Raw genomic sequence first — 22,217 nt, 5'->3', positions numbered from 1 at the left:
GTTCATTTTATATTTGAAATTCCATCTCCTTAACATATACAGCATTTCCAGTAATTTCTATGTCAAATGACGAATTTACTCTTTTTACATTTACTGTTACACGCCCGTCTTTTTGAATTTCAGTTCCTTGCTCAACAACTAATTCAATTGCATCATTAACATCATTATTAATATACTTAGCATAATAAGCTCCTAAAATCCCAGAGGCAGTGCCTGTAACCGGATCTTCAATCGTTCCTGAAAATGCAGAAGAAAAATGGCGAGCATGAAAATCTGCATTTGAATCGTATGTTTCTAAGCAAAATGGATGAACGGACGCTTTTGGAATTTCCTTCAAAATACTAGGAAAAAGTAGATTATTAGGTTTCATCTTTTCAAATGAAGATAATTTTTTTATCGGTAAAAGTAAATTCCAGGCACCTGTACTTCCATAAAGAGTTGGTAGACTTTTATCGATTTCTCCTACACTAAGACCAATTGAGGCCGCTACATCATCAATCGAGCCTTTAAACCCTACAAATTCTGGTGTTTTTTGTTTCATCGTTATGTAGATCTCATTATTTGAATTATGAATTTTGATTGGCAAAATCCCAGCCTTTGTTTCAATTGTTAACTCACTTTTAAACTCAAATTCCCCTCTAGTGACCAAAGCATATATTACTGCCATTGTCCCGTGACCACATAAATCCATTTCATGTCCTGGTGTAAAATAACGAATTTTATGATCAGCAACCTTCGAATTTAATAGAAATGAAGTTTCATTAAATCCCACTTGTTTCGCAATATCCTGCATTTCATAATCAGTCAAAGAATCGCAATCTAAAACGACTCCAGCTGGATTTCCTTTATTGGGTTCTTTACTAAAAGCATCGTAATGGTAAACAGTAATATTTTTCATTTTCTCACCTCATTTAGTTTTTTATATCTACTCTAATTTTTATGAGATTACTAGAATAGTGCTTATATTCAATCATTTTACAATATACATTATTAAACAGGTTAAATAAAACGATTACATTTTCTATATGATTTTACATTTTTCCAATATTTTCAATTTGAAAGTTTGATAAAATAATAATTATCATTAAAATTTTGGAGGAAAATATGTCATTATTCATAACAGCTTTCGGAGGAAAACTTTTACTATGCTTGGCCTTTACCTTAATCTGCTTCTTAATTGCATGGCCAGTCGGATTATATTTCCGATACAAGGATGCACAGAAAATGAAAGAAGTATTACGCGACCAACCAATCAATCGACGCAATTATTGGCTTAAACAATTCTTAAAATTAAGTATATCAATTATAGTTTTATATTTTATATCATTTTTAATTGCGCTTTATTTTAATATGCCATTTTCATCTACTGCACCGTTTGTTGGTCTATTTGCTCTATTACTCATGCTTTATATTAAATTTGCCCCACGTACAACTGGTGAAGCAACACCTGATATTGATGGATGGCATACAACATCTGTAATCATCGATCCTGATGAATATTTCACTTCAACAGGAGCAACCATTATTTTTGGATCTTTTATCTTTACAGCCTTTGAATTTATAAGCGTTCTATATTAAAATCTTTAGCAATTATTTTATATTTTTCAATAAGAAAAGCATTAATGATCACACTGATTATTAATGCTTTCTTTTATTAATTTTTCGATTGGTTAGTTAACTGTTCTAATTCTTCCTCTATTCTACCTACATCAATTCTTTCAAAAAGAGGATTTACTTCGTTAATTTTTACTAAAAACGGAGAAATTTCCTTCCATTCAAAATTTGGTAAATTTAGCTTTTCTTTTATTTCATTACTCGAAAAAGGTAGGATTGGATGTAAGATTTGCGCCAGGTTGGCAATAGCATAGACACAACTCACCATCGTGTTATGACATTCGATCAAATTCTCCTTAACTTGTTTCCAAGGCGCAGCTTCATCAAAATATTTATTTGCAGATCGAATAAATTCAAATACTTCCTCCACGGCCTTTTTGAAATTAGCCGATTCAATCTGTGAACCAACAGACTTATAAAGCCCTTTAATATCAAATCTAATTGATTGTTCAATTTCCCCTTCTGGGACTACACCATTATAGTACTTTTCAAGAAACTTTAATGTGCGGTTTACAAAATTCCCATATGCGCCTAATAGCTCACTATTATGACTAAAAATAAATTCCCTCCAAGAAAAATCAGTATCCCTATTTTCTGGAGCATTTATTGTTAAAAAATATCGGATTGAATCTGGATGATATTTTTCGATTAAATATGGTACCCATACAGCCCAGTTTTTACTAGTGGACAGTTTTTTCTTCTCAAGCGTCAAATATTCATTTGAAACAATATGAGTTGGAAGAGCCTCTTTTTTTAAACCAATTAAAATAGATGGCCAAATAATTGAATGAAACGGTATATTGTCTTTACCATGAATATAATATGAAATTGTTTCTTTTTTCCAAAAGCTGGTGACATCTTGATTCGTGCTAAGTGCCCATTGTTTACTTGCCGAATAATAACCAGATACTGCTTCAATCCACACATAAATTTTCTTCTTTTCGTACCCTTTTACTGGTACGCTTACTCCATTTGGCAAATCCCTTGATACTGCTCGGTCATGTAGCCCTTCATTTAAATATCGTTCTGTTAATTGGATCGCATTCGAACGCCAGCATCCACTCATTTTAGCAAAATCAACATATTCCTTTAGCTCATCTTGTAACTTGCTTAATGAAAAATAAAAGTGCTCTGTGTTTTTTACGGATGGAGGATTTCCACATAACTTACATGTTTTATTTAATAAATCTAAAGGATCTAAAATAGCAGAGCAATAATCACACTGATCTCCACGCGCATTTTGACCACAATTTGGACAATTTCCTTCTACATAACGATCTGGTAAAAATTGTTCAAATTCTTCACAATAACATTGTTCAATTTCTTTTTTATAAATTAACCCATTTTGTAATAAAGTTAAGAAAATTTCTTGTACAGTATGATGATGATGCTGTGCGTCTGTCCTTGTATAAAAATCATAGGTAAATCCTAATTTCTTAAAGTTATCCTCGAATTCAAGGTGGTAACGATCTGCAATTTCTTTATAAGTTACATTTTCTTGTTTTGCTTTAATAGCAATAGGTGTCCCATTACAGTCACTTCCTGAAACGTATAATACATTCGCTTTTTTCAAACGAAAATATCGAGCTAGAATATCACCTGGCAGTAAAGCTGCAATATGCCCCAAATGTAATGAACCATTTGCATAAGGCCAAGCTCCTCCAATAAAAATATCCATTCCAATTCCTCCTAATTTATAAATGCAAAAAACCTCGCCCCTATCTATAAAAGATAAGGACGAGGTTTAATATCCACGTGGTACCACCTTAGTTCACAAAGTATTTGCATACATTTGTCTTTGCAAGTACGAAAAGCATAAAAATGCTTATATACTGTGACTTTGGTAACAAGTGCCAACTCTTGTCGTAGCCTACTAATATGAAATATACGTTCAGTACGAAGCTCCGAGGCCATTGTTCAAATAAGTATTCATGCTTCTTTTCAGCTACCGAAGCTCTCTGTAAAGAATAACATTATTCTACTTTTCCTCTTCATTGCTTTTATTCAAATGTTAAAAAGATTTTATAAAAAAGATATTGAAAAGTCAAACTATTTCAAAACGATTATAGATTTTTATATAGTATGAATTACAAAATAAAAGTTGATTCAACTATTTGTCGAAATTAAAAATGAATAAGAGTGAAGGATTCTCAGGAACTAAGTTAAATATATTCAATTATCAAAGCTTTAGGAGGAGAGGTAATGTCAAATTGGAAGACTGCATTATTTGAGTTACAAAAAACAGATATGTCTTTTTCAACTTTTAATGAAGTAAGAGCTGATAATTTAGACTTTAATAATGTAAGCTTGGCAAATTCGAAATTTACAAATGCAAACATGAGAAATCTGGAATTAAATGACGTGAATTTATTCGGAACTCGAATTTCAGATGTTAATTTGTCTAATACAAAAATAACAAATGGTAATTTAAGAGACTTAATAATTGATCATGTTCATTTAGCTGGAACAAGCTTCCGCAATATTGTCATTCCGGATGATTTAAATATTGACGATCACTCTAATTCTATTAAATTTGAGAATTGCAATTTAACAAATAGTCAGTTTACGGACTGTGATTTAAGTCATGTCGAAATTAATAATTGTAATTTATCAGGATTGAAAATTAATGGCATTTTAGTTGAAGATTTGTTAAAGAGTTATAGTGAGAGGAAATAATTTCTACATAAAAAGTATGTTATCAATTATTTAAACCCTTTTCTACTTATGCTACCCATTTCAACGCGCAATAAAAAAAGAATCTGATTAAAGATTCTTTTTTCGTGTCTATTTTGGTAACTTGCGGTGTTCTTAATGGTCGTCCAGTACAATATTTCTATTTCCATTCCCTGTTAACTGTGCTTCGAACGCGTCAATTATATGCAAAAATCGATCTGCTTCTCTAAATACATGGTCTGCTAGCAGTGGGTGAATGATACTTTTAATTCTACAAGCTTCTATTAGGTCGCGAGCTGTTTTCTTAAAATCTCTAAGTGATTTTACCGATACACGGTTTTCATCAAGGAATTGATCAAGTATAGGAACTGTTTCCGATTGTGGTCTCATTGATTCTAAATCTACGGCTTGGTATAAAAGTTGATCGAAATCATGGCTAAATTCTCTGGCTTGATCTACTAGTTTTCTTTCTGATGGATCTAATAAATGTCCGATAAATTTTGCATGGTCTGCCATAATTCTTAAAAAGAAAACATTTTCCTGGATAATTGCAGCAGGTAGCGGTTGGAGTTGACCATTATTTAATTCAGTCAAGCGATTTGCAAAATAAGCTGCTTCTCTACTTGTATGGTCAACTAATAAGGGAAAGTTATTGCCCGTTATTTTACAAGTAAGGAGTAAATTAAGGATTTTTCGCTTATACGCCCAAATCATAGAAGCTGCTTGATGAACCTCATTATTAAACTGTTTAATTTGCTGAGGATCCGTTTGAAGTGAAAATGATTGGGCTTTATTTCCAATTGCTTCGAAGACTTGATAAAATTGATCTGCTTCTTGAATTAATTCAGTATCATCACAATTAAATCCTAATTTAAGAAAGAGTGAATGCTCTTTCATGATCCTAGACCAAAACAGAATCTCATCTAAAGAACGTGCTATAAATGCATCCGACAATCGGACCCCTCCTAACATAATTCATTTCACTTTCTAATATATTGATGAAAAAATGAATTATTACTGATACATCTTTTTAAGTAGATTAGCTATTAGTCTACCAAAATTTAATAATAGTATATAAAAAAAGCATTACTTCAATAGAAGTAATGCTAAATTATTTATTTAATCAGATTATGATTTCAAAACATCGTGATCAACATATCGTTTCCCATCTAATTGACTAATAACATTAATCGCAACTTTTGCTCCATCACCTGCTGTAATAATCGTATGAACACTTGTTCCTGCAACAGTTCCAGCTGCCCATACTCCTTCTATATTTGTTTTACCAGTCGAATCTACATCAAGTACGGTCTTTATGCGAGGTTCTGTTCCAGCTTTTGTTTTTAGTCCCACATTTTCAGCTAAATCCACACTTAAGCCTGTAGCTAAAATCACTTGATTAGCTTCATAAGTTGCTGTTTCGGTTTCAATATTGAAGCCATTTTCTGTACTTACAATGTTACCTACAGTACCTTGGATCATTTCAGCTCCAAATTTTCTAACTTGATTTTTTCCTGTTTCTATTAAATCTGGACCTGTAATTTCTGAAACCCCATAATGATTTTCAATCCAAGCTTTTTTCGTTATACTCTTGTCGTTGTCTAAAACTAGAGTTTTTTTACCAGCTTTTGCTGCAAATAAAGCAGCACTTGCTCCCGCCGGTCCGGCGCCGATAATTACGATATCATACATTATTAAAATCGCTCCTTTTTACATATAAGATTGATTTAAGTACTGTCATTATTATTCTATCGTCGCCTTATTAATCCTGCATATATTGATTGCAAATTAATTAAATCCCGGGAAACTTGAGAGATCGGAATAATTAATCCATAAAAGTACAAACGCAATAATACCTAATAATAATATTGTAAAAGTTTGTTTAAACGAATCCTTAACACGGATATGTGATATTATTCCACCGATTGCCACAACTCCTAATAATAAACCACCCGCTGGAACCCAACTTTCTTCCCAAAATCCAATAATGAGTGAAACAGCACCAACCAATTCTACTAATCCAGTAATTACTCTGAACCATTGTGCTAATTTCAAGTGATTAAAACTTTCAACACTCGTTTTTGAACCAAAAACTTTACCTAAACCAGCAATTAAAAACATAAGAGCTAATAAAATTTGCAAGATAGTTGATAAAATATCCATTTTTTATCACCCCTTTACTAATATATATGCAATTGAAAAAAGCACATATTACTACAAAAGTAACTATTCAATCTAAAATTTTGATTAGAATGTTTTATTAAATAAGTCATGTCTTGTTGATTTCAACTAAGGATGCTCGCTATAGCATGAGCTGAGCCTCCACGTTTCTGCTGGGTCTTTAGTCTACCCAAAATAAAAAAGCAGTGTTACCTGCTTATTTAGTACTTTTTATTCCTTATTAAGTTAGTAAACTAAATTTAATCCTTAAAAAAATCAATTCGATTCATAACATCTTCAATTGTAAATTGCTTTAAATAATCTAAAGCCTGGCGTTCCGCTTCAAATAGTATTCTTTCTATTTCTAAATCTAGCTGTTCTGCAGCTTCACCACAGTCAACTGACATTTCTTGTTCTATGGGACCCCTATTAACAGCAGTATAGATTTCACCTAAGGTAATTGAATCAATCGCCTTTTTTAAAATATAACCACCTTCACGGCCACCTTTGGATTCTACAATACCTGCTGAGGATAAAGATTGCATTACTCTTCGCATGAATGTCGCATGAGAATCCACTTGCTCTGCAATCATTGCGCTAGATAACATTCCACCACTATTTGCCAACCAAACTATTGCATGAACTGCTATTTTAAAACGAGGTGGACCAATATTGACACCTCTGTTTGCACTACTCATTGCTTTTCACTCCTAAAATTACTTGGTTGATTACTTATTAAGCAAATGATAGAACATTAAATTTTCATAGGCAATAGAATGGTTAGAAGAAAGTTATTAACAATTTTCACCAATAATTATTTAGATGTTTACTAATAGATCGTAAATCTATTTTTTTATTAGAGACCAAAATGTTGCTTAGCTAATTCCTTATATCTCATTTCATCAATATCCTCTTTCGTAACTACACCGTTAATCCATTGTGTAAAAGAAGTATTCGTTAAAGTTTTATTCCCCTCATTTGTCAGTTGAGTCATTAAAGGGTTTTTATTAAATGGAGACTCCTTGTGCTCAGCAATAATTGTTTGAATCTCATTAAATTCGGACACATCTGAAATGACATCGCGTGAATCAAATGCATAACCAATTCTCCAATCGGGATCTTTATGTTTTAGTTTTAACATCAATACATAATCCCCGAATTCTGTGTCTTCTTTTTTAATTCGAAACTCACCATTACTAGAAGTAATTATCTCACCGGATAAGGGAACTGCTTTTAAAGGAAGATTCGCCCCAAATCCTGTATCAATTAAGTATGTTTCTTCATTTTGTGTTAATAGGATTGTGACATGTGTTCTTCCAAAAGTAGGATATTTTTGAGCTATATTGTCATAAACAACTCCTCTTGCTAACCTCACGTTAAACCCATTTTCAAGAAGAAATAAATAAAGTAATGAATTCAATTCATAACAGAGACCACCTTCATTTTTTACTAATAATTTACTAATTAAATTTTCTCGGTTGATCTCATTCGTTTTATTTCCTATAATACAAAGATTTTCAAAAGGGATATTTTTAGCAGTTTTTTCAAGAACGTCATTTACATTATTAAAGTTAATCACTTCATTATCACGTAATCCGATTCTTTTTCGAAACAATAAATTAAGCTCGCTCATTAATGATTCCTCCAGTCACATCAAACTTTTAATTAATCATACCATTAAGTTTATTAGCTAAAAAAAATAAGCTGCAAAAGCAACTTCATGTTGTTAAAAGTTTAGATTGTCTCTTATAATCTTTTTTCAAAATAATATTGATTATACCCTTTTGGATGATTCTCAATTAATCCAAATACTTTAAAACCATGTTTCTTATAAAATTTTGGAGCTTGAAAACTAAAAGTATCTACTTTAATAAGGCGACATCCATTTTCGATTGCAAATTCTTCCATTTGATTGATTAGCTGACTACCAAAACCTGCATGTCTATATTCCTCTGACACCCATAAGAAGTCTATCGATAAATGGTGCCAATACATCCTTCCAGTAATTCCACCTACTATTTCCTCTTTTTCATTTCTAACGACAAAGCTTATATTTTCCGACGGTGCTTTCCTCTCATCAGGAAGGTTTTTAGCATTAAATTCAATTACTTTTTTTCTAATAAAATCACTATCCTCTTGTACCCATTGTTTTACTATTTTCATTTTTAATTCTCCTACTTTAGTATTCGACTTATAGCATCTCTTAATTAATAGTACATTCTCTAAGTAACGCTATTTTCCTTTTAAAATCATTCTTAACCAAGAATCTAACTGAATAAGTTATAAACAAAAAAACCTTCAATAATAAGAAGGTTTTAATCTAAATCTTATGGTATAATCTTCCAAAAGGAGTGAAATTAATATGCATAACATGCTTTTTCCTCTATTTTCAATCATACCGATTTTATTTTACATAGCACCATTTGTTTTTATGATTTGGTTTCTTTTAAAATTCCTAAAAATTCAACAAGAGAAGAATCAAATTCTTAAAAGTATTTCAGATAAACTAGATCACTTTAATAATAATCATTCAGAAACCTGAAAGAGCATATGTCTCTTTCTTTTTTTATTTTTTAGAGACTGGAATCCATATTTCGCTCTTAAAAGTTGGTGATGTGATGTCTTTCTGTTCATTCCACAATATTTCAGGACCTTCTACTTGATGGTAATTAGAAGATGGAAACCATTCCGAATAAATTCGTCCCCAGACTTCTTGCAATGCATCTGGAAATTTTCCAATTGCTTCGAATACTGCCCATGTAAATGCAGGAACTTCAAGTTGAATGAACTCATTTGGACAGTCATTTGTAGTGGCAACACCAATATAATGATCAAGCTCTCCTTTTTCTTCCATTCTACCTTCAGAAAAATTTGTTGATGCACTAATTATGCCATTCGGTTCAACATTGGAGAGTTCTTTTAGTTTCGTTATCTTTTCCATCGTTAAAGTTTTCCACATGGATGCAATTTCCGGATTAACTCCATTAAAAATAATCGGAACTCTCTTTTTTATCCCTACGATTCGAAATGCCTCTTTTTCTTCAATACGATAGTTCATTTCATTTCCCCCTTTAATTGATAATTGGAAGGTCATTCGTGGAAATGCTTTGAGCGAATTGCCGTTATTTCTAGCTTCTGACGGCGTAATTCCATGCAAGTTTTGAAAGGCTCGCGTAAAGGAATCCGGAGAATTGTATCCGTATTTTAAAGCAATATCAATTATTTTCTTGTTATGATCTTTAAGTTCAAATGCAGAGGCGGTAAGACGGCGGCGACGTATATATTCTGAAAGGGAAATTCCAACAAGAAACGAAAACATTCTTTTAAAATGATACTCAGAACAAAAAGCCCGTCTAGAAAGCTCTTTATAGTCGATCTCACTTGTCAGATTTTCTTCAATATATACTAGAGCATCATTCATATTCTTTAACAAATCCATTTTATAACCTCCTTCATCAATAGAATAACAGGAACGAAATTAACCAATCCGACATTTCTTGCTAAGTTATGTAGGGTACTATTATTAAAGGGAGCAACATTAAGTAGCTCCCCCAAAATTATAACTTTTTAGATCGATAATTTAAAATCTTCTTTTACATTCAATTTCTTATTAACCTTAACATAAACCAAAATTGAATTAAGTAGCAATAATGCACTTGTAACAAAAAATACGTATTTTACACCTAAATATGCTCCAATTTGCCCACCTAAAATGGAACCGACAAATACACCTAAATATCCTGCTGACATATTAAATCCAAATACTCGGCCGGTAATGGCATCTGGTGTAATTCGTTTAACTAATGTATTAACAGCCGGAGTTAAGCCCGCCGTTGCCAAACCTAAAATAAATCGTAGTCCCATCAATTCCCAAGCGTTTTTTACAAATGCTTGGGGAATAACCATTAGACCTGAAACAATTAGTGCAACGAATATAACTTTATGTGGACCAATTCGATCTGAAATCTTACCTAATCTCGGAGCGGCAATAATGCTTGCCAAGCCTGATGCTGAAAATGCCATACCCGCTAACAATGCAACATGTGTAGAATGAGCAGATAGCTGAGAAATATAGACCGTAATTACCGGTTCAATCGAATAAAGCGCTATTGTTAAAACAAAAAAAGTAATGAACATAGTAATCATTAAGCTTTTATCTGGAATAATACTCCATATTTCCTTAAACTTAAGCACTTTTTTATCTTGGCGAGTAAATGATTCTTTTACAAATAATGCTGTTGTAACAAATGCAACCATCATGAGTCCACCAGTTACAAAAAACACATTTTGTAAGCCTACAGTCTCTCCAATATAACCTCCAATCATCGGACCAAGTAATGAACCTGCTATACTTGCAGTTGAAAGTGTACCTAATGCCGATCCCGCATGCTCTTTATCTGTTTGCGTTGCGATTAAAGTTGTACAAGCTGTACCGTAACCGGTAATGACACCTTGTAAAAGTCTTAAACCAATTAAAACATAGACATTATGTGCAAAACCCATACAAAAAATGATAATTGACATACCAAGACTTGCTCTTAGCAGCATTGGTTTACGTCCAAACTTATCCGCTGCCAAACCCCAAATAGGAGAAAAAATGGCTGAAATAATAAAAGTTACCCCAAAAGCAATACCTGAAAATTGACTAATTAATGCAGAATTATGAACACCAAGTTTATCAATATATAGGGGTAATACCGGACCAAGTTGGCTCATTCCAATACTTGTTACAAACATTCCGAACCAGCAAACAATCAAATTTCTTTTCCACAATAACATCACGTCCCCCTCCTTTTTGATAAAAATAAAATCACTATAAAAAAATCTCAAGAATGAGACAAATAAAAAATAACAATAAGTTTCTAGTATACATATAACACTAAACTATATTTTATAGTTTGTAAATTATATTATATAGTTTACTAATTATCATTAGAAGTGTTAAACTATTTTCAGTAATATAGTCTCTCTTTAAAAATACTTTGTATTTAGGTATTGTATCTTTAAGGACATTAGTTGATTGGCAGTAGAAATCAGCCTATATATACTTTAAAAAAACAATTTACCTAAACATGAGACGGGAGCAAAAAAATGGTTCAAAAAAGAAATTTAACAAAAGAAAAAATTATTGAAGTAGCTTTTTCATTGGCTAATGAAATCGGACTTAATCAAGTTACTTTTCCAAAAATTGCAGAGAAGCTAGATATTAAATATCCATCTTTATATAACCATTTTGCGAATATGGACGATTTAAAATTGAAAATGACGATTTCACTTTTAAATAAATTAAATTCGACTTTAATGCAGCGATTAGTCGGTAAAAGTGGTGAACAAGCGATTAGAGAAATCGCTTATGTATACCGTGATTTTGCATTTGATAATAGAACTGGTTATGGACTTTTTATGAATATCCCGAGTACAGAAAATGATGATGTTAAACGACTTGCTAGGGAAACAACTGGAATTATTCATCAAATTCTAAAATTTTATATTACGGACCCTACTTTATTAATTCATCAAGGCCGAGCATTAAGAAGCATTTTACACGGATTTGTCTCGATGAATTTCCTTGGATATTTCCAACATCCAGTAAATGTAGATGACAGCTTTGACGTTATGATTGATGACTTTATTTCTTCTGTTTCAAAAACGCAAAAGTAAAAGTTTTTAGCAATAAAAAATGTGAACACTAAACTAGGCAACTTTCCTTAGATGTCTAGTTTAGTGCTCACATATAACAAAGGGAGGTGTGGTAAAGGCAATAAATGCTTTTACCATTTAAATGAAAATAGCTAAAGGTATTGAAACAATTGAATTAGAAATGAACTTTACAGGACAGGTAAATATTATTCACCCAACATTACTTAGGGATGAACAAGAAGTGATCTTAGTAGATACAGGAATGCCAGGGCAAACTGGGGAAATTCGTGAAGCGATTGAAAAAGCGGGATTGGAATTTAACAAGCTTTCTAAAATCATTCTTACACATCAAGATATTGATCATATCGGGAGCCTTGCTGAGTTTTTAAAAACTGCTGATCAAGAAATTGAAGTACTAGCACATAAAGAAGACAAGCCATATATTGAAGGCGATAAAGCTTTAATTAAAGTAAATCCAGAGCGAATCGCAAAAATGATTGAATCTGTTCCTGAAGAAATAGGAAAAAAAATAAAAGCAATCTATAATACACCACTAAATGCTAAAGTTAATACAACTCTATCTGACGAAGAAGTTTTACCATATGCTGGTGGAATCACTGTGATTTTTACACCTGGACATACTCCTGGTCACATTTGTTTATATCATCAACAAAGCAAAACTTTAATCGCAGGTGATGCTGTTGTCGCGGCTGATGGCGTAATTATGGGGCCAAATCCAAATGCCACACCTGATATGGAAACAGCTCTTTTATCCATTAAACAATTAACAAAATATGATATTGAAACAATCATTTGTTACCATGGCGGAGTTGTAAATGAAAATGTAAATGAACAGCTTTTAGCATTGGCTAACAATCAATAATTTAATGCAGTATATTTGGGCACCAAATAAGGTGCCCTTCAGTGTATGTGTAACAAAGTACAAAAAACTTGAGTTTCAGACTGATTCTGTTTTTTTTCTATTAATAAATGAACATAAAATTAATACAACTAACATCCCTAAACATACAAAAATACTTAACCTGTTTTGTTCACTGAATGCAAAAGCTATACAACTCACACCTAATGCAATTACTGTAAATGATGTTACGTACGGAAATCCCCATACTTTATAGTGTGGCAGCTTAGTATAAGTTTTACGGAGCTTTAATTGTGCTAAACAAATGCTGAACCATACTAATGATACTGTAAATCCAGGTATTGCCATTAAATAACCGAATACGCGATCTGGAGAAAAATAAGCTACAAAAGTGCCCCCAATTAAAATAATTGCACTTACAATAACCGTATAAACAGGTACACCATTTTTAGAAATTTTTGCAAAAACCTTTGGCGCCTCTCCCTCAGTTGCTAACGAATACATCATACGAGTACAGCCGTAAATACCTGAATTTGCAGCAGATAATACCGCTGTAATTAATACAAAGTTCATAATATGAGCTGAACCTTGAAAACCTACTGTTGATAAAACTTGAACAAATGGACTTTCTTGATTACCAATTTCATTCCATGGAATTAATCCACAAATAATCAGAATTGGAAGCGTGTAGAATAAAACAATTCTCCAAATAACCCCTTTTATAACTTTTGGTATTACTTTTTCAGCATCCTTTGTTTCTGTTAAAGTCAATCCAATTAGTTCTGAACCACCGTAAGAAAAAATGACTATTAATAAAGCAGAAAATACTCCTGACCAGCCATGTGGGAAAAATCCTTTATGCCCAACATAATTTTGTACATAACCACTATGATCACTTGGAATAATTCCAAATAAAATTCCAGCGCCTAACGCAATAAATAAAACAATCATTGTAATTTTAATTCCTGCAAACCAGAATTCTATTTCACCATATCGTTTCACATTCATAAAATTAACGGCCACAATAAAAATTGCACTAATAAAACTTAAAGACCATAACGACATTGAAGGAAACCAATATTGTAGAAAGCTACCGGCTGCGATTACTTCAATAACACAAACAACTAACCACATAAAACAGTACAACCAACCAATTACGAAAGACACTCTTGTACCAAACGCTTTACGAATAAATCCTTTCATATTCAAACCTGGAAACGCAATAGCCATTTCCGCAATCGCACTCATCACAACAAGTAGTAATAATCCAGCAAACAAATATGAAAAAATAACTGCAGGTCCTGCAATCGATACAGTTTCTGATGTCCCTTTAAAAATACCAGTGCCTATTGCACCACCGAGTGCCATGAAACGGATATGTCTTGGTAGTAAATTTTTTTGTAATTCCATTTTCTATCTCCTCTTTCTAGCTTGTAATTTTATAAAAAAAATCGCCCCTGCCACTAACGACAGGGACGATTTTCACCGTGGTACCACCCTAATTGCAGAATTGAATCTGCCACTTGTTTTATTTAACGATCGATGACCGTCTTTTTCAAAGTAAATGTCGACCTTTACTTTTAAAAAAGATGCTCCAGGATTGTAATTCATGCTTGTTTATGTACTGATTCACACCATCCACCAGCTCTCTTAAACAGTGAAACAAACATTACTGTATTCCCTTCATTGCATTTTCTATATTCAGTTTTAAACTAATAAAAAAGTCCCTACTGATTGTATCAGTAGGGACGAATTATTCGCGGTACCACCCTAGTTGCAGAAATATTCTGCCTCTTAAGAATTTGATATCGATCAAATTTGACCGTTTTTCCCTCAGTAAAGATTAAACTTTACTTCGAAAAAAATAGCTCCAGGACCGAAATTCATCCTTATCTTTGTACTGATTTCCACCAACCATCAGCTCTCTATTACATTGAGATAAGTACTACTTAAATTCCCTTCATTGCTTAAAACTATATTAATCTATCATTAGTAGCTTGTTTCTTTTTTTAATATGTTTTGTATTATAGGGGTTATTTCATAATTCTGTCAACATCTTTTTATTTCATTTTGTTCAATCACTATACAAAATGCTAGTTTAAATAGATTGTAAGCTGTGAAATTAATATAATATAATTAAGAAAAAATGGAGGGAATCAAATCATGCTAAACATACGAAATGTAAGATTGGAAGATTTAACTGAACTGGTAGAAATTGAGCATCTATGTTTTTCAAAAGAAGAGGCGGCAACAAAACAGGCATTCGAAAAACGCATTAAATTAATTCCCGATAGTTTTTTTGTAGCTGAGGAAAATGGTAAATTAGTTGGTTTAGTAAATGGTCCTGTTATAAATGAGACTTTCATTACAGATGATTTATTTAGCGAAATTAAAAAAAATCCATCTACTGGTGGCCATCAAAGTATCTTAGGCATAGCAGTTGCTCCACAAAACCAAAATAAAGGGATCGCATCAAAATTGCTTTCTCATATCGAAAAAGTTTCAAAAGAAAAAAAACGTGATTCAATTACTCTTACATGTAAAGAAACCTTAATTCATTTTTACGAAAACCATGGCTTCATCAATAACGGTATTTCTAGCTCAACACATGGTGGAGTAAAATGGTATAACATGATTAAAAAACTGTAATAAGGCGATAGCTTTATTACAGTTTTTTTGATATTTATATAAGACTTTATGATTCAATTTTATACCACTCCAAAACTTCAGAAAGCTTCTCCCTTATACTTTGGATTAGCTCGGTCGGTTCCTTCACAGACGCATCTTTTCCAATGGCAATGAATATTTGAGCTAAAAAAGGTATTTCATTTTGTGTAATCCAATCTTTAATCCACCCAGTTCCGTCCTCCCGGGTCTGTACCTTAAACCTCGGATCAATTATTGTTTCACATCTTTGTACCCCTTCCCTACTAAGCTCCACGTAAAACTTAATTAATTTTTCTTCTCTCATACTTTTCAATTTCTTTCCAAGTGGTATTTGCGGCAAATCAAGCGGCTCATTTTCCACTTCATGACTTATCGAAACAATTTTATCGCATCTAAATAAACGATAATCATGACTAGTAAAACAATATGCAGGACAATACCATAAACCATTGCTCGCATAAATTCCAAGTGGCTGAATTTCTCGAAACGACTTTCCTTTATACGACTCGTATTCAATACTAAGTACATTTTGTCGAATTGAAGTCTCTAATAGTATTGGCAGAAATGGGGATTTTGCTTGTTTTGTTGGTATGAAAAAATCAAACCGATTTTTCATTTCATCAATATGATCTTTAACGTCAGTAGGTAAGTAAGCATAAAATTTCTTCAAAGCGGATTTAGATTGCGCTTCAAAAGGAAGTGTGGAAAAGTGTCGTAATGCATGACTAGCAAAAAATATTGAAACTGCTTCTTCTTCTGTAAAAGTAATTGGAGGTAAAACTCTTTCGTTCAACACCTGATATCCACCGTGAGGACCAACCTCAGAATATAAAGGCACCCCTAATTCACTTAATTCCATTAAATCTCTTAAGATTGTTCTAGTAGAAACGTTAAATTCATAAGCTAATTCCTTAACTGTAAACTTACGCTTCCGATTGACGAGCATCAATAGTTCAATTAATCGTTTTGATTTCGCAGACATATTCTCACCTTATTTTATAACTATGACAGTTTTTGTCACTATTATAATTTATCATATGTGTTAAGCCAAACAAAAAGGAGAATCATGCTATGCAATCAATCCAACAGAATAATAAAAAATTAGTAAAAGAGTTTATTGAGGTTTTCTGGAATCAGAACAAACTAGACAGCACCACCAATTATTTATCACTTGATTACAAAGATTACTCTTACGGTTCAACAGAAGGATTAAAACAATTCGCTAACGTAATTTTCACAGGCTTCCCAGATAGCCATTACACGATTGAAGAAATTGTCTCCCAAGGAGAAACTGTTATCACAAGACTGGAATTCACAGGAACAAACTCTGGATTTTTTAGAGGAAATGCCCCAACCGGAAATTCGGTAAAAGTATTTTTATTTAGAGAATTCAAAGTAGAAAATGGTAAAATTTTATCTCATCGTGGATTATTTGATACACCAACTCTTATGAATCAATTAGGGCCAAAATAACATAAAAACTACCAACTATTCCTATTGAATAGTTGGTAGTTTTATTGTGTTTTATTAAATAGTAAAATTCGAGTTTATTACAATTTAGCTAATACTTGATTTACATTTCTCCACTCATAAGTTAGTAATTTCAATTCAGTTCCAGAAAATGTAATCTTATCTGTTTTCAACAACTCAGCACCATAATATTCATAGAAATAGCGTGTTTTATTGTCTTCTAAAACCTCGACGAATACCCGATTATAACCCCATTTTTGAAACTGAAGGAATAATTGTTTCATTAATTGCTTTCCTACTCCTTTACCTTGATATTCCTCAAGAAGATAAATAGATGTTAAGTCACCAGAGTGTTCGACTTGATTCCTCTCTCTTTTTCCACAATCCGCAAAACCTATAATTTCCCCGCCATCATTTTCAGCAACAACTACATAATCCCCCTCTTTTGAAAGATTATAATTCCACAATTTTTCTCTTTGTTCATATGACAACTTCTCTAAAAACTCGTTAGGTATAATATTTCGATAAGTAGTTTTCCAACTATCAACATGAACTTTAGCAATGCCTTTCGCATCTGACATTGTAGCTTTCCTAATAATCAAATCTTCCACCTCGCACCACTCTTTTTAAAAATATATATACCTTCATAGTGATGAAAAGTCCTTCAATTTTTCTTGAGTTTTCCTTGTAGTGACGTAAAAAGTAGTAATCTCCTAATTAAACTAGCTACTTATAAGAGCATTTCGGGGTTTTAATTGTGGGTTTGCCATTTTTAATTGCGATTACTCTTTTTCATTTGCGATTCTCTATTTTTAACAAAAAAAAGCACCTCAACAGATGCTCTTTACTACCTTTTCCGATTATACTTCTCAAAAGTAATCGTCTGAACCTCATATTTCTTTTCATTCCAATCATATAAAAGCTTCAAATTTCCAATCGCTCCTCCACCATCGGTTGAAATCATTACAACAGCATCGGCAACTAGTTTTTTCTTCTCCACCATATAGTCAACCGGTACGTGGGTATATACACTATCGTCAGAAGACGTATCTTTAAACCCTAACGTTTTCAAATTAACTTTATAAGTTTTTTGTTTAGTTGTTATCGTTACAATATCCCCTTTTTTCTCCATTTCCACAAGACGTTTAACGGCTTCAGGCACCGATTCAATTGGAACTTCCTTATATTCTTCGCTTTGGTCATCGTTAGTACTAATTTGCAATAAATGAATCGGATCATTAAAATTATCCAATACGATCATAACTTCATTTTGTTTATCTTTATTTAAATCTTCACTAAACATTTTCGTACCATACTTCCCACTTTTCCATGTTGGGAAGTGATATAAATAACCTTCATTTCCAATTTGAACATCAAAATTTCGGTATTCTTTCTGATCAATTCGGTCAGCGATTAAATAGATATTTTCCTGCCACACATCACTTGGAATCCCATTCATAACCACTCGTTCAGCTTGTCGCGCACTTACGGAAGAACAAGTAAAAAATGTAAAAGTACTGATTAAAACAACGATTAAACGTCGGTTCATAAAAACGCCACCTTTACCATTAAGTTGTCCTAATATGGAAAATATAACCTCAAGCTAAAGGCTTTGCCTATTCACCTTCTCCACAAAAAAAAGAGAGCTGCAAAAGGCAACTCCCTGTAACTTAAGAATTTATTCCAGCAGTCTGTCCCTGCTCCTGCACTATTTCTCCCTTCAATCTTCTTTCTAATGCAGGAGTAATTCGTACAAATATAAGAATACCGATTACACCTAAACTTGTTAAAAAGAAAGAGGTCGCGAAATTCGATAAGTATGCACTTAGAGAAACGGTTATCGAGCAGATAAACATCGCTAAATTAAATGTTAAACCTACAACCGCCATATAGGAACTCCTTGTTTCGTCAGCTGGTAAGTTAGCCATATAGTTTTGTTGAACCGGTACTCTTAATACTTCCGCAACTGTTGCGATGAACATTGCTATAAATAATAGCCAAATAGAGTTACTATATGAAATCACTGCATATCCACCAACAAATGCAATACAACTCCATATTAACGTTTTTCGATCATCCAATTTTCCTACTATTTTAGAAGCGAAAAGTGCCATTACAACTACTAGTATCGTATTTTCTGTACGTAGGAAACCATTCATCTCGATTCCACCAAATGTCCAGTTCAATAAATGTTGTGTGTGGAAATCATTCGCTAATCGAATACTTATATAATTTGTTAATTGGAATTCCATTGAAAGTACTAGCAAACCTGCCAGTACATAAAGAATAAAGAGCTTATCTTGAAAAACTTCACGATAATTTGAAATCATTTTTTGAGCATGATGAGAAATCGTCTTTGTTTCCGTCTTTTCAGTAACTAAACTTTCTTCAACAAAGAACGTAATTAAGACCCAAGTAACAAGTGAAGCAACTGATAGTGCTAATAATAGTTCAAATAAATATGATTTAAATAAAAATCCTCCAAGCATGCCACCAATCGCAATTGATAAATTGTTCGACCAGTACATGATTGAGTACATAAGCTTTCGTTCCTCTGGCTTACTCACATCTATTAACATTGCCTGGTTAGCTGGCCCTGCTAGTCCCCAACAAATACTATTCAAAGTCATCATAAAGAATGTAATAAGAGGTGATGTAAACCAAGGTGAATTACAAAGCATCATCGTAATAAACGCAAGTAATCGAAGTGTTTCGGCAAATACAATCGCCTTTTTCCGACCAAACTGATCCGAAAAATATCCCCCAAAAAAGTTCATAATAATGCCTATAAATACATTTACAAGCAAAAGTAATCCTGCTTGTTTTACCCCAAAATGATTAGATAAATAAATCGCCATAAATGGAAAAATCATACTTCCAATTGACGAACTTAAGAACGATTCAAGTAATCGAATTTTAATATTTTTGTGAAACTTCAGTATCCCCACGCTCTTTCTACCTCTCTTTATCTATTAAATCTCCTTCGGTTTATACTAGTACCAGGTATACCCATTATTTGCATGAAAATTCCCCCTTTTTAAACTTTTCACTTAATTAGCATAGCAGTTATTTCCGATTATGCCAATATGCAACCCTAATACTTTTTCCCTATATAAATGAGAAAAATTGGAATGCCTAAAGCAAACCAATTTGACTTGTTTTAAAAAATTGTTTGAGTATCATTTTGTAATGCCACAGTTCAGGTATGATGGCAGCCTCACTATTTTCACCACATTTCTTTACTTTAGTGCCTTCGAAGTAAAATAGTAAGATTCCTGATCTTTCACATACAGTCCAACAAAATTTCGTATCTAATTTAGTAAAAAATAACTAAATTTACGTATCGTGAATTCTACTTATTGAAAAGAAGTTGTAATTAGACTATCATCTAATTAGATAAGTATAAAAGTAGGTGTATATTAAGTGCAATTAAGTAAAATTGTAGATTTTCATAAAGCTTTAGGTGATCTTACTCGTGTACGCATTATTGCTTTACTCCAGCAAGGTCATTTAAGTGGGCAAGAAATTGCCAGTAAATTAAGTCTTAAACCCCCAACAATTACCCATCATATGTCAAAGCTTAGAGAGGTTGGTCTGATTAAAGAGCGCCGAGATAAAAATACAATCTATTTCTCTCTAAATACAAAAATTTTAGAAATGAATGCGAAAGCAATTTTTACAGTAGGAACAGGAGGAGATTCCAATATGGAAATGTCAGTTACTGATAGTGAACGTTCAAGCATTATCAATAATTTCTTTACTAAAGAAGGCAAACTTAAAATTTATCCTGCTCAGCGAAAGAAAAAGCTTGTAGTTTTAGAGCATATGATTAAAGGCTTAGAATTTGGTAGAGTTTATCAAGAAAAAGAAATCAATGAATATTTGAAGGAATTTCATGAAGATTACGCTACTTTGAGACGAGAGCTCATTATGTGTCAATACATGTATCGCGAAAATAATCAGTATGAATTAAATCCAGTTGAATTATGGTGGTTAAAATAATTGGGTAAAAAAGAAGAGAAAAACTAGCATTTAAGTAAAATAAAATCTATTGACAGAATCCTAAAAAAAGAAAAAGAGATACTTTAAAATATCTCTTTTTCTAACTAATTATTTACTTGGATTTGTAGAAATATATTTCTTAACTACTTCCATAACATACCCCTGACAAGCATCAGCTGTAGTTGGATCATATTTACCGCCATTTGTTTTATTGTTTGATAATACGCGAATTCCTAAGAAAGCTACATTATATGCTTGAGAGATTTGAGCTGCAGCTGCACCTTCCATTTCTTCTACTGAAGTTCCGTATTTAGTATGGAACCATTTAATGCGATCAACTTCATTGTTCCAAACGTCTGCAGATCCGATTGTACCTTCTACAACCTTACCTTTAGTGTATTTGTTTTTCACAGCATTTGCAGCTGCTAATAAATCTTTATTACCTTCGTAAAAACGTGGTTTTTCAGCATTTGGATCTTCACCTGCACTACCTTCTGAAGCCATTAAGTCCATTGGTTTCCACTCCGTTGCATCAATTCCTTGGTTTTCGTCCTTCGTTTCTGTTTTTAAAGAACCAATATTAGTTGTATTTTTACCTAATACGATATCAAAAACATTTAAATTTGGATCATGACCACCAGATGTCCCTTGGTTAATAATTGCGATTGGTTTATATTTTTCAATTGCAATCGCTGTAGCAGCAGCAGTGTTTTCCATACCTTTACCTGTTTTTGCTACAATAACTGGATAATTATCTAAAGTACCTTTGTAAAATACGAAACTACCTGATTTTTCAATTTTTACATTTTTTAGCTGACTTGCAAACTTTTCAGCCTCAATTGGCATTGGCCCCTCAATTATAATTGGTTTTAGATGTTTAGTTTTTGCTTCTGCAGTGTTCGATTTAAAGTTATAACCTACAGATACTGAGATTAATAATGTCGAAATGATACCTAATAAACCGTATTTTTTTAACAATGTCTTTTCCCCCTTGATGATGATCACACTCGATGTTTTAGTCAAAAAAAATGGTCTAGAAAAAGTAGAACAATCTCTACCTTCTAGACCTACGAAAGTTAAAGTATCGATCAGCAATAAATGCCAACCATCA

General features: G+C 32.6%; 22 protein-coding genes, 1 pseudogene and 3 other annotated features. Of the genes and pseudogenes, 7 read left to right on the top strand and 16 right to left on the bottom strand.

Annotated features, from left to right (window positions below; translation table 11 throughout):
• Window positions 1–7: 7 nt before the first annotated feature.
• Window positions 8–898, bottom strand: coding sequence for a PhzF family phenazine biosynthesis protein (locus COJ46_RS10655; protein WP_097979153.1), 891 nt, complete (start codon window positions 896–898; stop codon window positions 8–10).
• Between the two features lie 206 nt (window positions 899–1,104).
• Between COJ46_RS10655 and COJ46_RS10650 the strand changes: the two genes are divergently transcribed.
• Window positions 1,105–1,578, top strand: a complete 474-nt coding sequence (locus COJ46_RS10650; protein WP_097979154.1) for a hypothetical protein — start codon at window positions 1,105–1,107, stop codon at window positions 1,576–1,578.
• 76 nt (window positions 1,579–1,654) lie between these two features.
• Here COJ46_RS10650 and metG read toward each other — a convergent pair whose 3' ends face one another.
• Window positions 1,655–3,292 (bottom strand): methionine--tRNA ligase, encoded by a 1,638-nt coding sequence (gene metG, locus COJ46_RS10645; RefSeq protein WP_097979155.1) that lies wholly within the window; start codon window positions 3,290–3,292, stop codon window positions 1,655–1,657.
• Between the two features lie 52 nt (window positions 3,293–3,344).
• Window positions 3,345–3,618 (bottom strand) — a binding site (T-box leader).
• Window positions 3,619–3,816: 198 nt separating this feature from the next.
• Here metG and COJ46_RS10640 point away from each other — a divergent pair.
• Window positions 3,817–4,290, top strand: coding sequence for a pentapeptide repeat-containing protein (locus tag COJ46_RS10640; RefSeq protein WP_097979156.1), 474 nt, complete (start codon window positions 3,817–3,819; stop codon window positions 4,288–4,290).
• A gap of 132 nt (window positions 4,291–4,422) precedes the next feature.
• Here the strand turns inward: COJ46_RS10640 and COJ46_RS10635 are convergent, their stop codons facing one another.
• From COJ46_RS10635 to COJ46_RS10595, 8 genes are all read right to left on the bottom strand, one after another.
• A complete protein-coding gene (locus tag COJ46_RS10635; RefSeq protein WP_420488126.1) occupies window positions 4,423–5,241 on the bottom strand; it encodes a DUF2935 domain-containing protein in 819 nt (272 codons plus the stop codon).
• A gap of 174 nt (window positions 5,242–5,415) precedes the next feature.
• Entirely contained in the window at window positions 5,416–5,979 is a 564-nt protein-coding gene (locus COJ46_RS10630) for an FAD-dependent oxidoreductase (protein ID WP_097979158.1), read from the bottom strand.
• A 96-nt stretch (window positions 5,980–6,075) separates the two neighbouring features.
• Window positions 6,076–6,450, bottom strand: coding sequence for a DoxX family protein (locus COJ46_RS10625; RefSeq protein WP_097979159.1), 375 nt, complete (start codon window positions 6,448–6,450; stop codon window positions 6,076–6,078).
• Between the two features lie 257 nt (window positions 6,451–6,707).
• Window positions 6,708–7,145, bottom strand: coding sequence for an RrF2 family transcriptional regulator (locus COJ46_RS10620; RefSeq protein ID WP_097979160.1), 438 nt, complete (start codon window positions 7,143–7,145; stop codon window positions 6,708–6,710).
• Window positions 7,146–7,303: 158 nt separating this feature from the next.
• A complete protein-coding gene (locus COJ46_RS10615) occupies window positions 7,304–8,080 on the bottom strand; it encodes an arylamine N-acetyltransferase family protein (RefSeq protein ID WP_097979161.1) in 777 nt (258 codons plus the stop codon).
• Window positions 8,081–8,193: 113 nt separating this feature from the next.
• Window positions 8,194–8,610, bottom strand: a complete 417-nt coding sequence (locus COJ46_RS10610; protein ID WP_097979162.1) for a GNAT family N-acetyltransferase — start codon at window positions 8,608–8,610, stop codon at window positions 8,194–8,196.
• Between the two features lie 403 nt (window positions 8,611–9,013).
• The gene (locus tag COJ46_RS10600) at window positions 9,014–9,886 is read right to left on the bottom strand and encodes an AraC family transcriptional regulator (protein WP_097979164.1); all 873 of its coding nucleotides are present in this window, start codon (window positions 9,884–9,886) and stop codon (window positions 9,014–9,016) included.
• A gap of 128 nt (window positions 9,887–10,014) precedes the next feature.
• On the bottom strand, window positions 10,015–11,226 hold the full coding sequence (locus tag COJ46_RS10595) for a multidrug efflux MFS transporter (protein WP_097979165.1): 1,212 nt from the start codon (window positions 11,224–11,226) through the stop codon (window positions 10,015–10,017).
• Window positions 11,227–11,538: 312 nt separating this feature from the next.
• Between COJ46_RS10595 and COJ46_RS10590 the strand changes: the two genes are divergently transcribed.
• Both COJ46_RS10590 and COJ46_RS10585 read left to right on the top strand, forming a co-directional pair.
• Entirely contained in the window at window positions 11,539–12,108 is a 570-nt protein-coding gene (locus COJ46_RS10590; RefSeq protein ID WP_097979166.1) for a TetR/AcrR family transcriptional regulator, read from the top strand.
• A gap of 121 nt (window positions 12,109–12,229) precedes the next feature.
• Window positions 12,230–12,970 carry an MBL fold metallo-hydrolase gene (locus COJ46_RS10585; protein ID WP_097979167.1) on the top strand — a complete coding sequence of 247 codons (741 nt, stop codon included), beginning with the start codon at window positions 12,230–12,232 and terminating at the stop codon, window positions 12,968–12,970.
• 75 nt (window positions 12,971–13,045) lie between these two features.
• Here the strand turns inward: COJ46_RS10585 and COJ46_RS10580 are convergent, their stop codons facing one another.
• A complete protein-coding gene (locus COJ46_RS10580) occupies window positions 13,046–14,377 on the bottom strand; it encodes an amino acid permease (protein ID WP_097979168.1) in 1,332 nt (443 codons plus the stop codon).
• A gap of 58 nt (window positions 14,378–14,435) precedes the next feature.
• Window positions 14,436–14,663: a binding site (T-box leader), on the bottom strand.
• A gap of 45 nt (window positions 14,664–14,708) precedes the next feature.
• Window positions 14,709–14,940, bottom strand: a binding site (T-box leader).
• 190 nt (window positions 14,941–15,130) lie between these two features.
• Here COJ46_RS10580 and COJ46_RS10575 point away from each other — a divergent pair.
• Complete coding sequence (locus COJ46_RS10575) at window positions 15,131–15,616, top strand: GNAT family N-acetyltransferase (RefSeq protein WP_097979169.1); 486 nt, start codon at window positions 15,131–15,133, stop codon at window positions 15,614–15,616.
• 46 nt (window positions 15,617–15,662) lie between these two features.
• On the opposite strand, the gene COJ46_RS10570 is transcribed toward COJ46_RS10575, so the two are convergent.
• Entirely contained in the window at window positions 15,663–16,616 is a 954-nt protein-coding gene (locus tag COJ46_RS10570; protein WP_097979170.1) for a helix-turn-helix transcriptional regulator, read from the bottom strand.
• A gap of 89 nt (window positions 16,617–16,705) precedes the next feature.
• Here COJ46_RS10570 and COJ46_RS10565 point away from each other — a divergent pair, with 89 nt between their 5' ends.
• Window positions 16,706–17,107, top strand: a complete 402-nt coding sequence (locus tag COJ46_RS10565) for an ester cyclase (protein WP_097979171.1) — start codon at window positions 16,706–16,708, stop codon at window positions 17,105–17,107.
• Between the two features lie 77 nt (window positions 17,108–17,184).
• Here the strand turns inward: COJ46_RS10565 and COJ46_RS10560 are convergent, their stop codons facing one another.
• The 3 genes from COJ46_RS10560 to COJ46_RS10550 all read right to left on the bottom strand — a co-directional run bounded on the left by COJ46_RS10560 (window position 17,185) and on the right by COJ46_RS10550 (window position 20,052).
• Window positions 17,185–17,706, bottom strand: a complete 522-nt coding sequence (locus COJ46_RS10560) for a GNAT family N-acetyltransferase (protein WP_097979172.1) — start codon at window positions 17,704–17,706, stop codon at window positions 17,185–17,187.
• Window positions 17,707–17,951: 245 nt separating this feature from the next.
• Window positions 17,952–18,653, bottom strand: a complete 702-nt coding sequence (locus tag COJ46_RS10555; protein WP_098565913.1) for a hypothetical protein — start codon at window positions 18,651–18,653, stop codon at window positions 17,952–17,954.
• A gap of 121 nt (window positions 18,654–18,774) precedes the next feature.
• Entirely contained in the window at window positions 18,775–20,052 is a 1,278-nt protein-coding gene (locus COJ46_RS10550) for an MDR family MFS transporter (RefSeq protein ID WP_098565912.1), read from the bottom strand.
• Between the two features lie 475 nt (window positions 20,053–20,527).
• Here COJ46_RS10550 and COJ46_RS10545 point away from each other — a divergent pair, with 475 nt between their 5' ends.
• Entirely contained in the window at window positions 20,528–21,106 is a 579-nt protein-coding gene (locus COJ46_RS10545; RefSeq protein ID WP_098565911.1) for a DUF2087 domain-containing protein, read from the top strand.
• 108 nt (window positions 21,107–21,214) lie between these two features.
• Here COJ46_RS10545 and COJ46_RS10540 read toward each other — a convergent pair.
• Window positions 21,215–21,973, bottom strand: a pseudogene (locus tag COJ46_RS10540) (5'-methylthioadenosine/S-adenosylhomocysteine nucleosidase); the annotation flags it as partial.
• Between the last annotated feature and the right edge of the window lie 244 nt (window positions 21,974–22,217).

This window comes from Bacillus sp. AFS077874 (genome assembly GCF_002566505.1).
GTDB lineage: Bacteria > Bacillota > Bacilli > Bacillales > Bacillaceae_G > Gottfriedia.
The sequence above is the reverse complement of the archived record's forward strand: the minus strand, read 5'-3'. Positions and strand labels throughout refer to the sequence as shown.

What these genes read in the sequence shown, in the direction of transcription:
- COJ46_RS10610 (WP_097979162.1), bottom strand. Translation starts at nt 8,610, where the DNA reads ATGAAAATAGTAAAACAATGGGTACAAGAGGATAGTGATTTTATTAGA.
- COJ46_RS10625 (WP_097979159.1), bottom strand. Translation starts at nt 6,450, where the DNA reads ATGGATATTTTATCAACTATCTTGCAAATTTTATTAGCTCTTATGTTT.
- COJ46_RS10615 (WP_097979161.1), bottom strand. Translation starts at nt 8,080, where the DNA reads ATGAGCGAGCTTAATTTATTGTTTCGAAAAAGAATCGGATTACGTGAT.
- COJ46_RS10580 (WP_097979168.1), bottom strand. Translation starts at nt 14,377, where the DNA reads ATGGAATTACAAAAAAATTTACTACCAAGACATATCCGTTTCATGGCA.
- COJ46_RS10555 (WP_098565913.1), bottom strand. Translation starts at nt 18,653, where the DNA reads ATGAACCGACGTTTAATCGTTGTTTTAATCAGTACTTTTACATTTTTT.
- COJ46_RS10585 (WP_097979167.1), top strand. Translation starts at nt 12,230, where the DNA reads ATGAAAATAGCTAAAGGTATTGAAACAATTGAATTAGAAATGAACTTT.
- COJ46_RS10630 (WP_097979158.1), bottom strand. Translation starts at nt 5,979, where the DNA reads ATGTATGATATCGTAATTATCGGCGCCGGACCGGCGGGAGCAAGTGCT.
- COJ46_RS10640 (WP_097979156.1), top strand. Translation starts at nt 3,817, where the DNA reads ATGTCAAATTGGAAGACTGCATTATTTGAGTTACAAAAAACAGATATG.
- COJ46_RS10570 (WP_097979170.1), bottom strand. Translation starts at nt 16,616, where the DNA reads ATGTCTGCGAAATCAAAACGATTAATTGAACTATTGATGCTCGTCAAT.
- COJ46_RS10655 (WP_097979153.1), bottom strand. Translation starts at nt 898, where the DNA reads ATGAAAAATATTACTGTTTACCATTACGATGCTTTTAGTAAAGAACCC.
- COJ46_RS10575 (WP_097979169.1), top strand. Translation starts at nt 15,131, where the DNA reads ATGCTAAACATACGAAATGTAAGATTGGAAGATTTAACTGAACTGGTA.
- metG (WP_097979155.1), bottom strand. Translation starts at nt 3,292, where the DNA reads ATGGATATTTTTATTGGAGGAGCTTGGCCTTATGCAAATGGTTCATTA.
- COJ46_RS10595 (WP_097979165.1), bottom strand. Translation starts at nt 11,226, where the DNA reads ATGTTATTGTGGAAAAGAAATTTGATTGTTTGCTGGTTCGGAATGTTT.
- COJ46_RS10620 (WP_097979160.1), bottom strand. Translation starts at nt 7,145, where the DNA reads ATGAGTAGTGCAAACAGAGGTGTCAATATTGGTCCACCTCGTTTTAAA.
- COJ46_RS10650 (WP_097979154.1), top strand. Translation starts at nt 1,105, where the DNA reads ATGTCATTATTCATAACAGCTTTCGGAGGAAAACTTTTACTATGCTTG.
- COJ46_RS10600 (WP_097979164.1), bottom strand. Translation starts at nt 9,886, where the DNA reads ATGGATTTGTTAAAGAATATGAATGATGCTCTAGTATATATTGAAGAA.
- COJ46_RS10565 (WP_097979171.1), top strand. Translation starts at nt 16,706, where the DNA reads ATGCAATCAATCCAACAGAATAATAAAAAATTAGTAAAAGAGTTTATT.
- COJ46_RS10590 (WP_097979166.1), top strand. Translation starts at nt 11,539, where the DNA reads ATGGTTCAAAAAAGAAATTTAACAAAAGAAAAAATTATTGAAGTAGCT.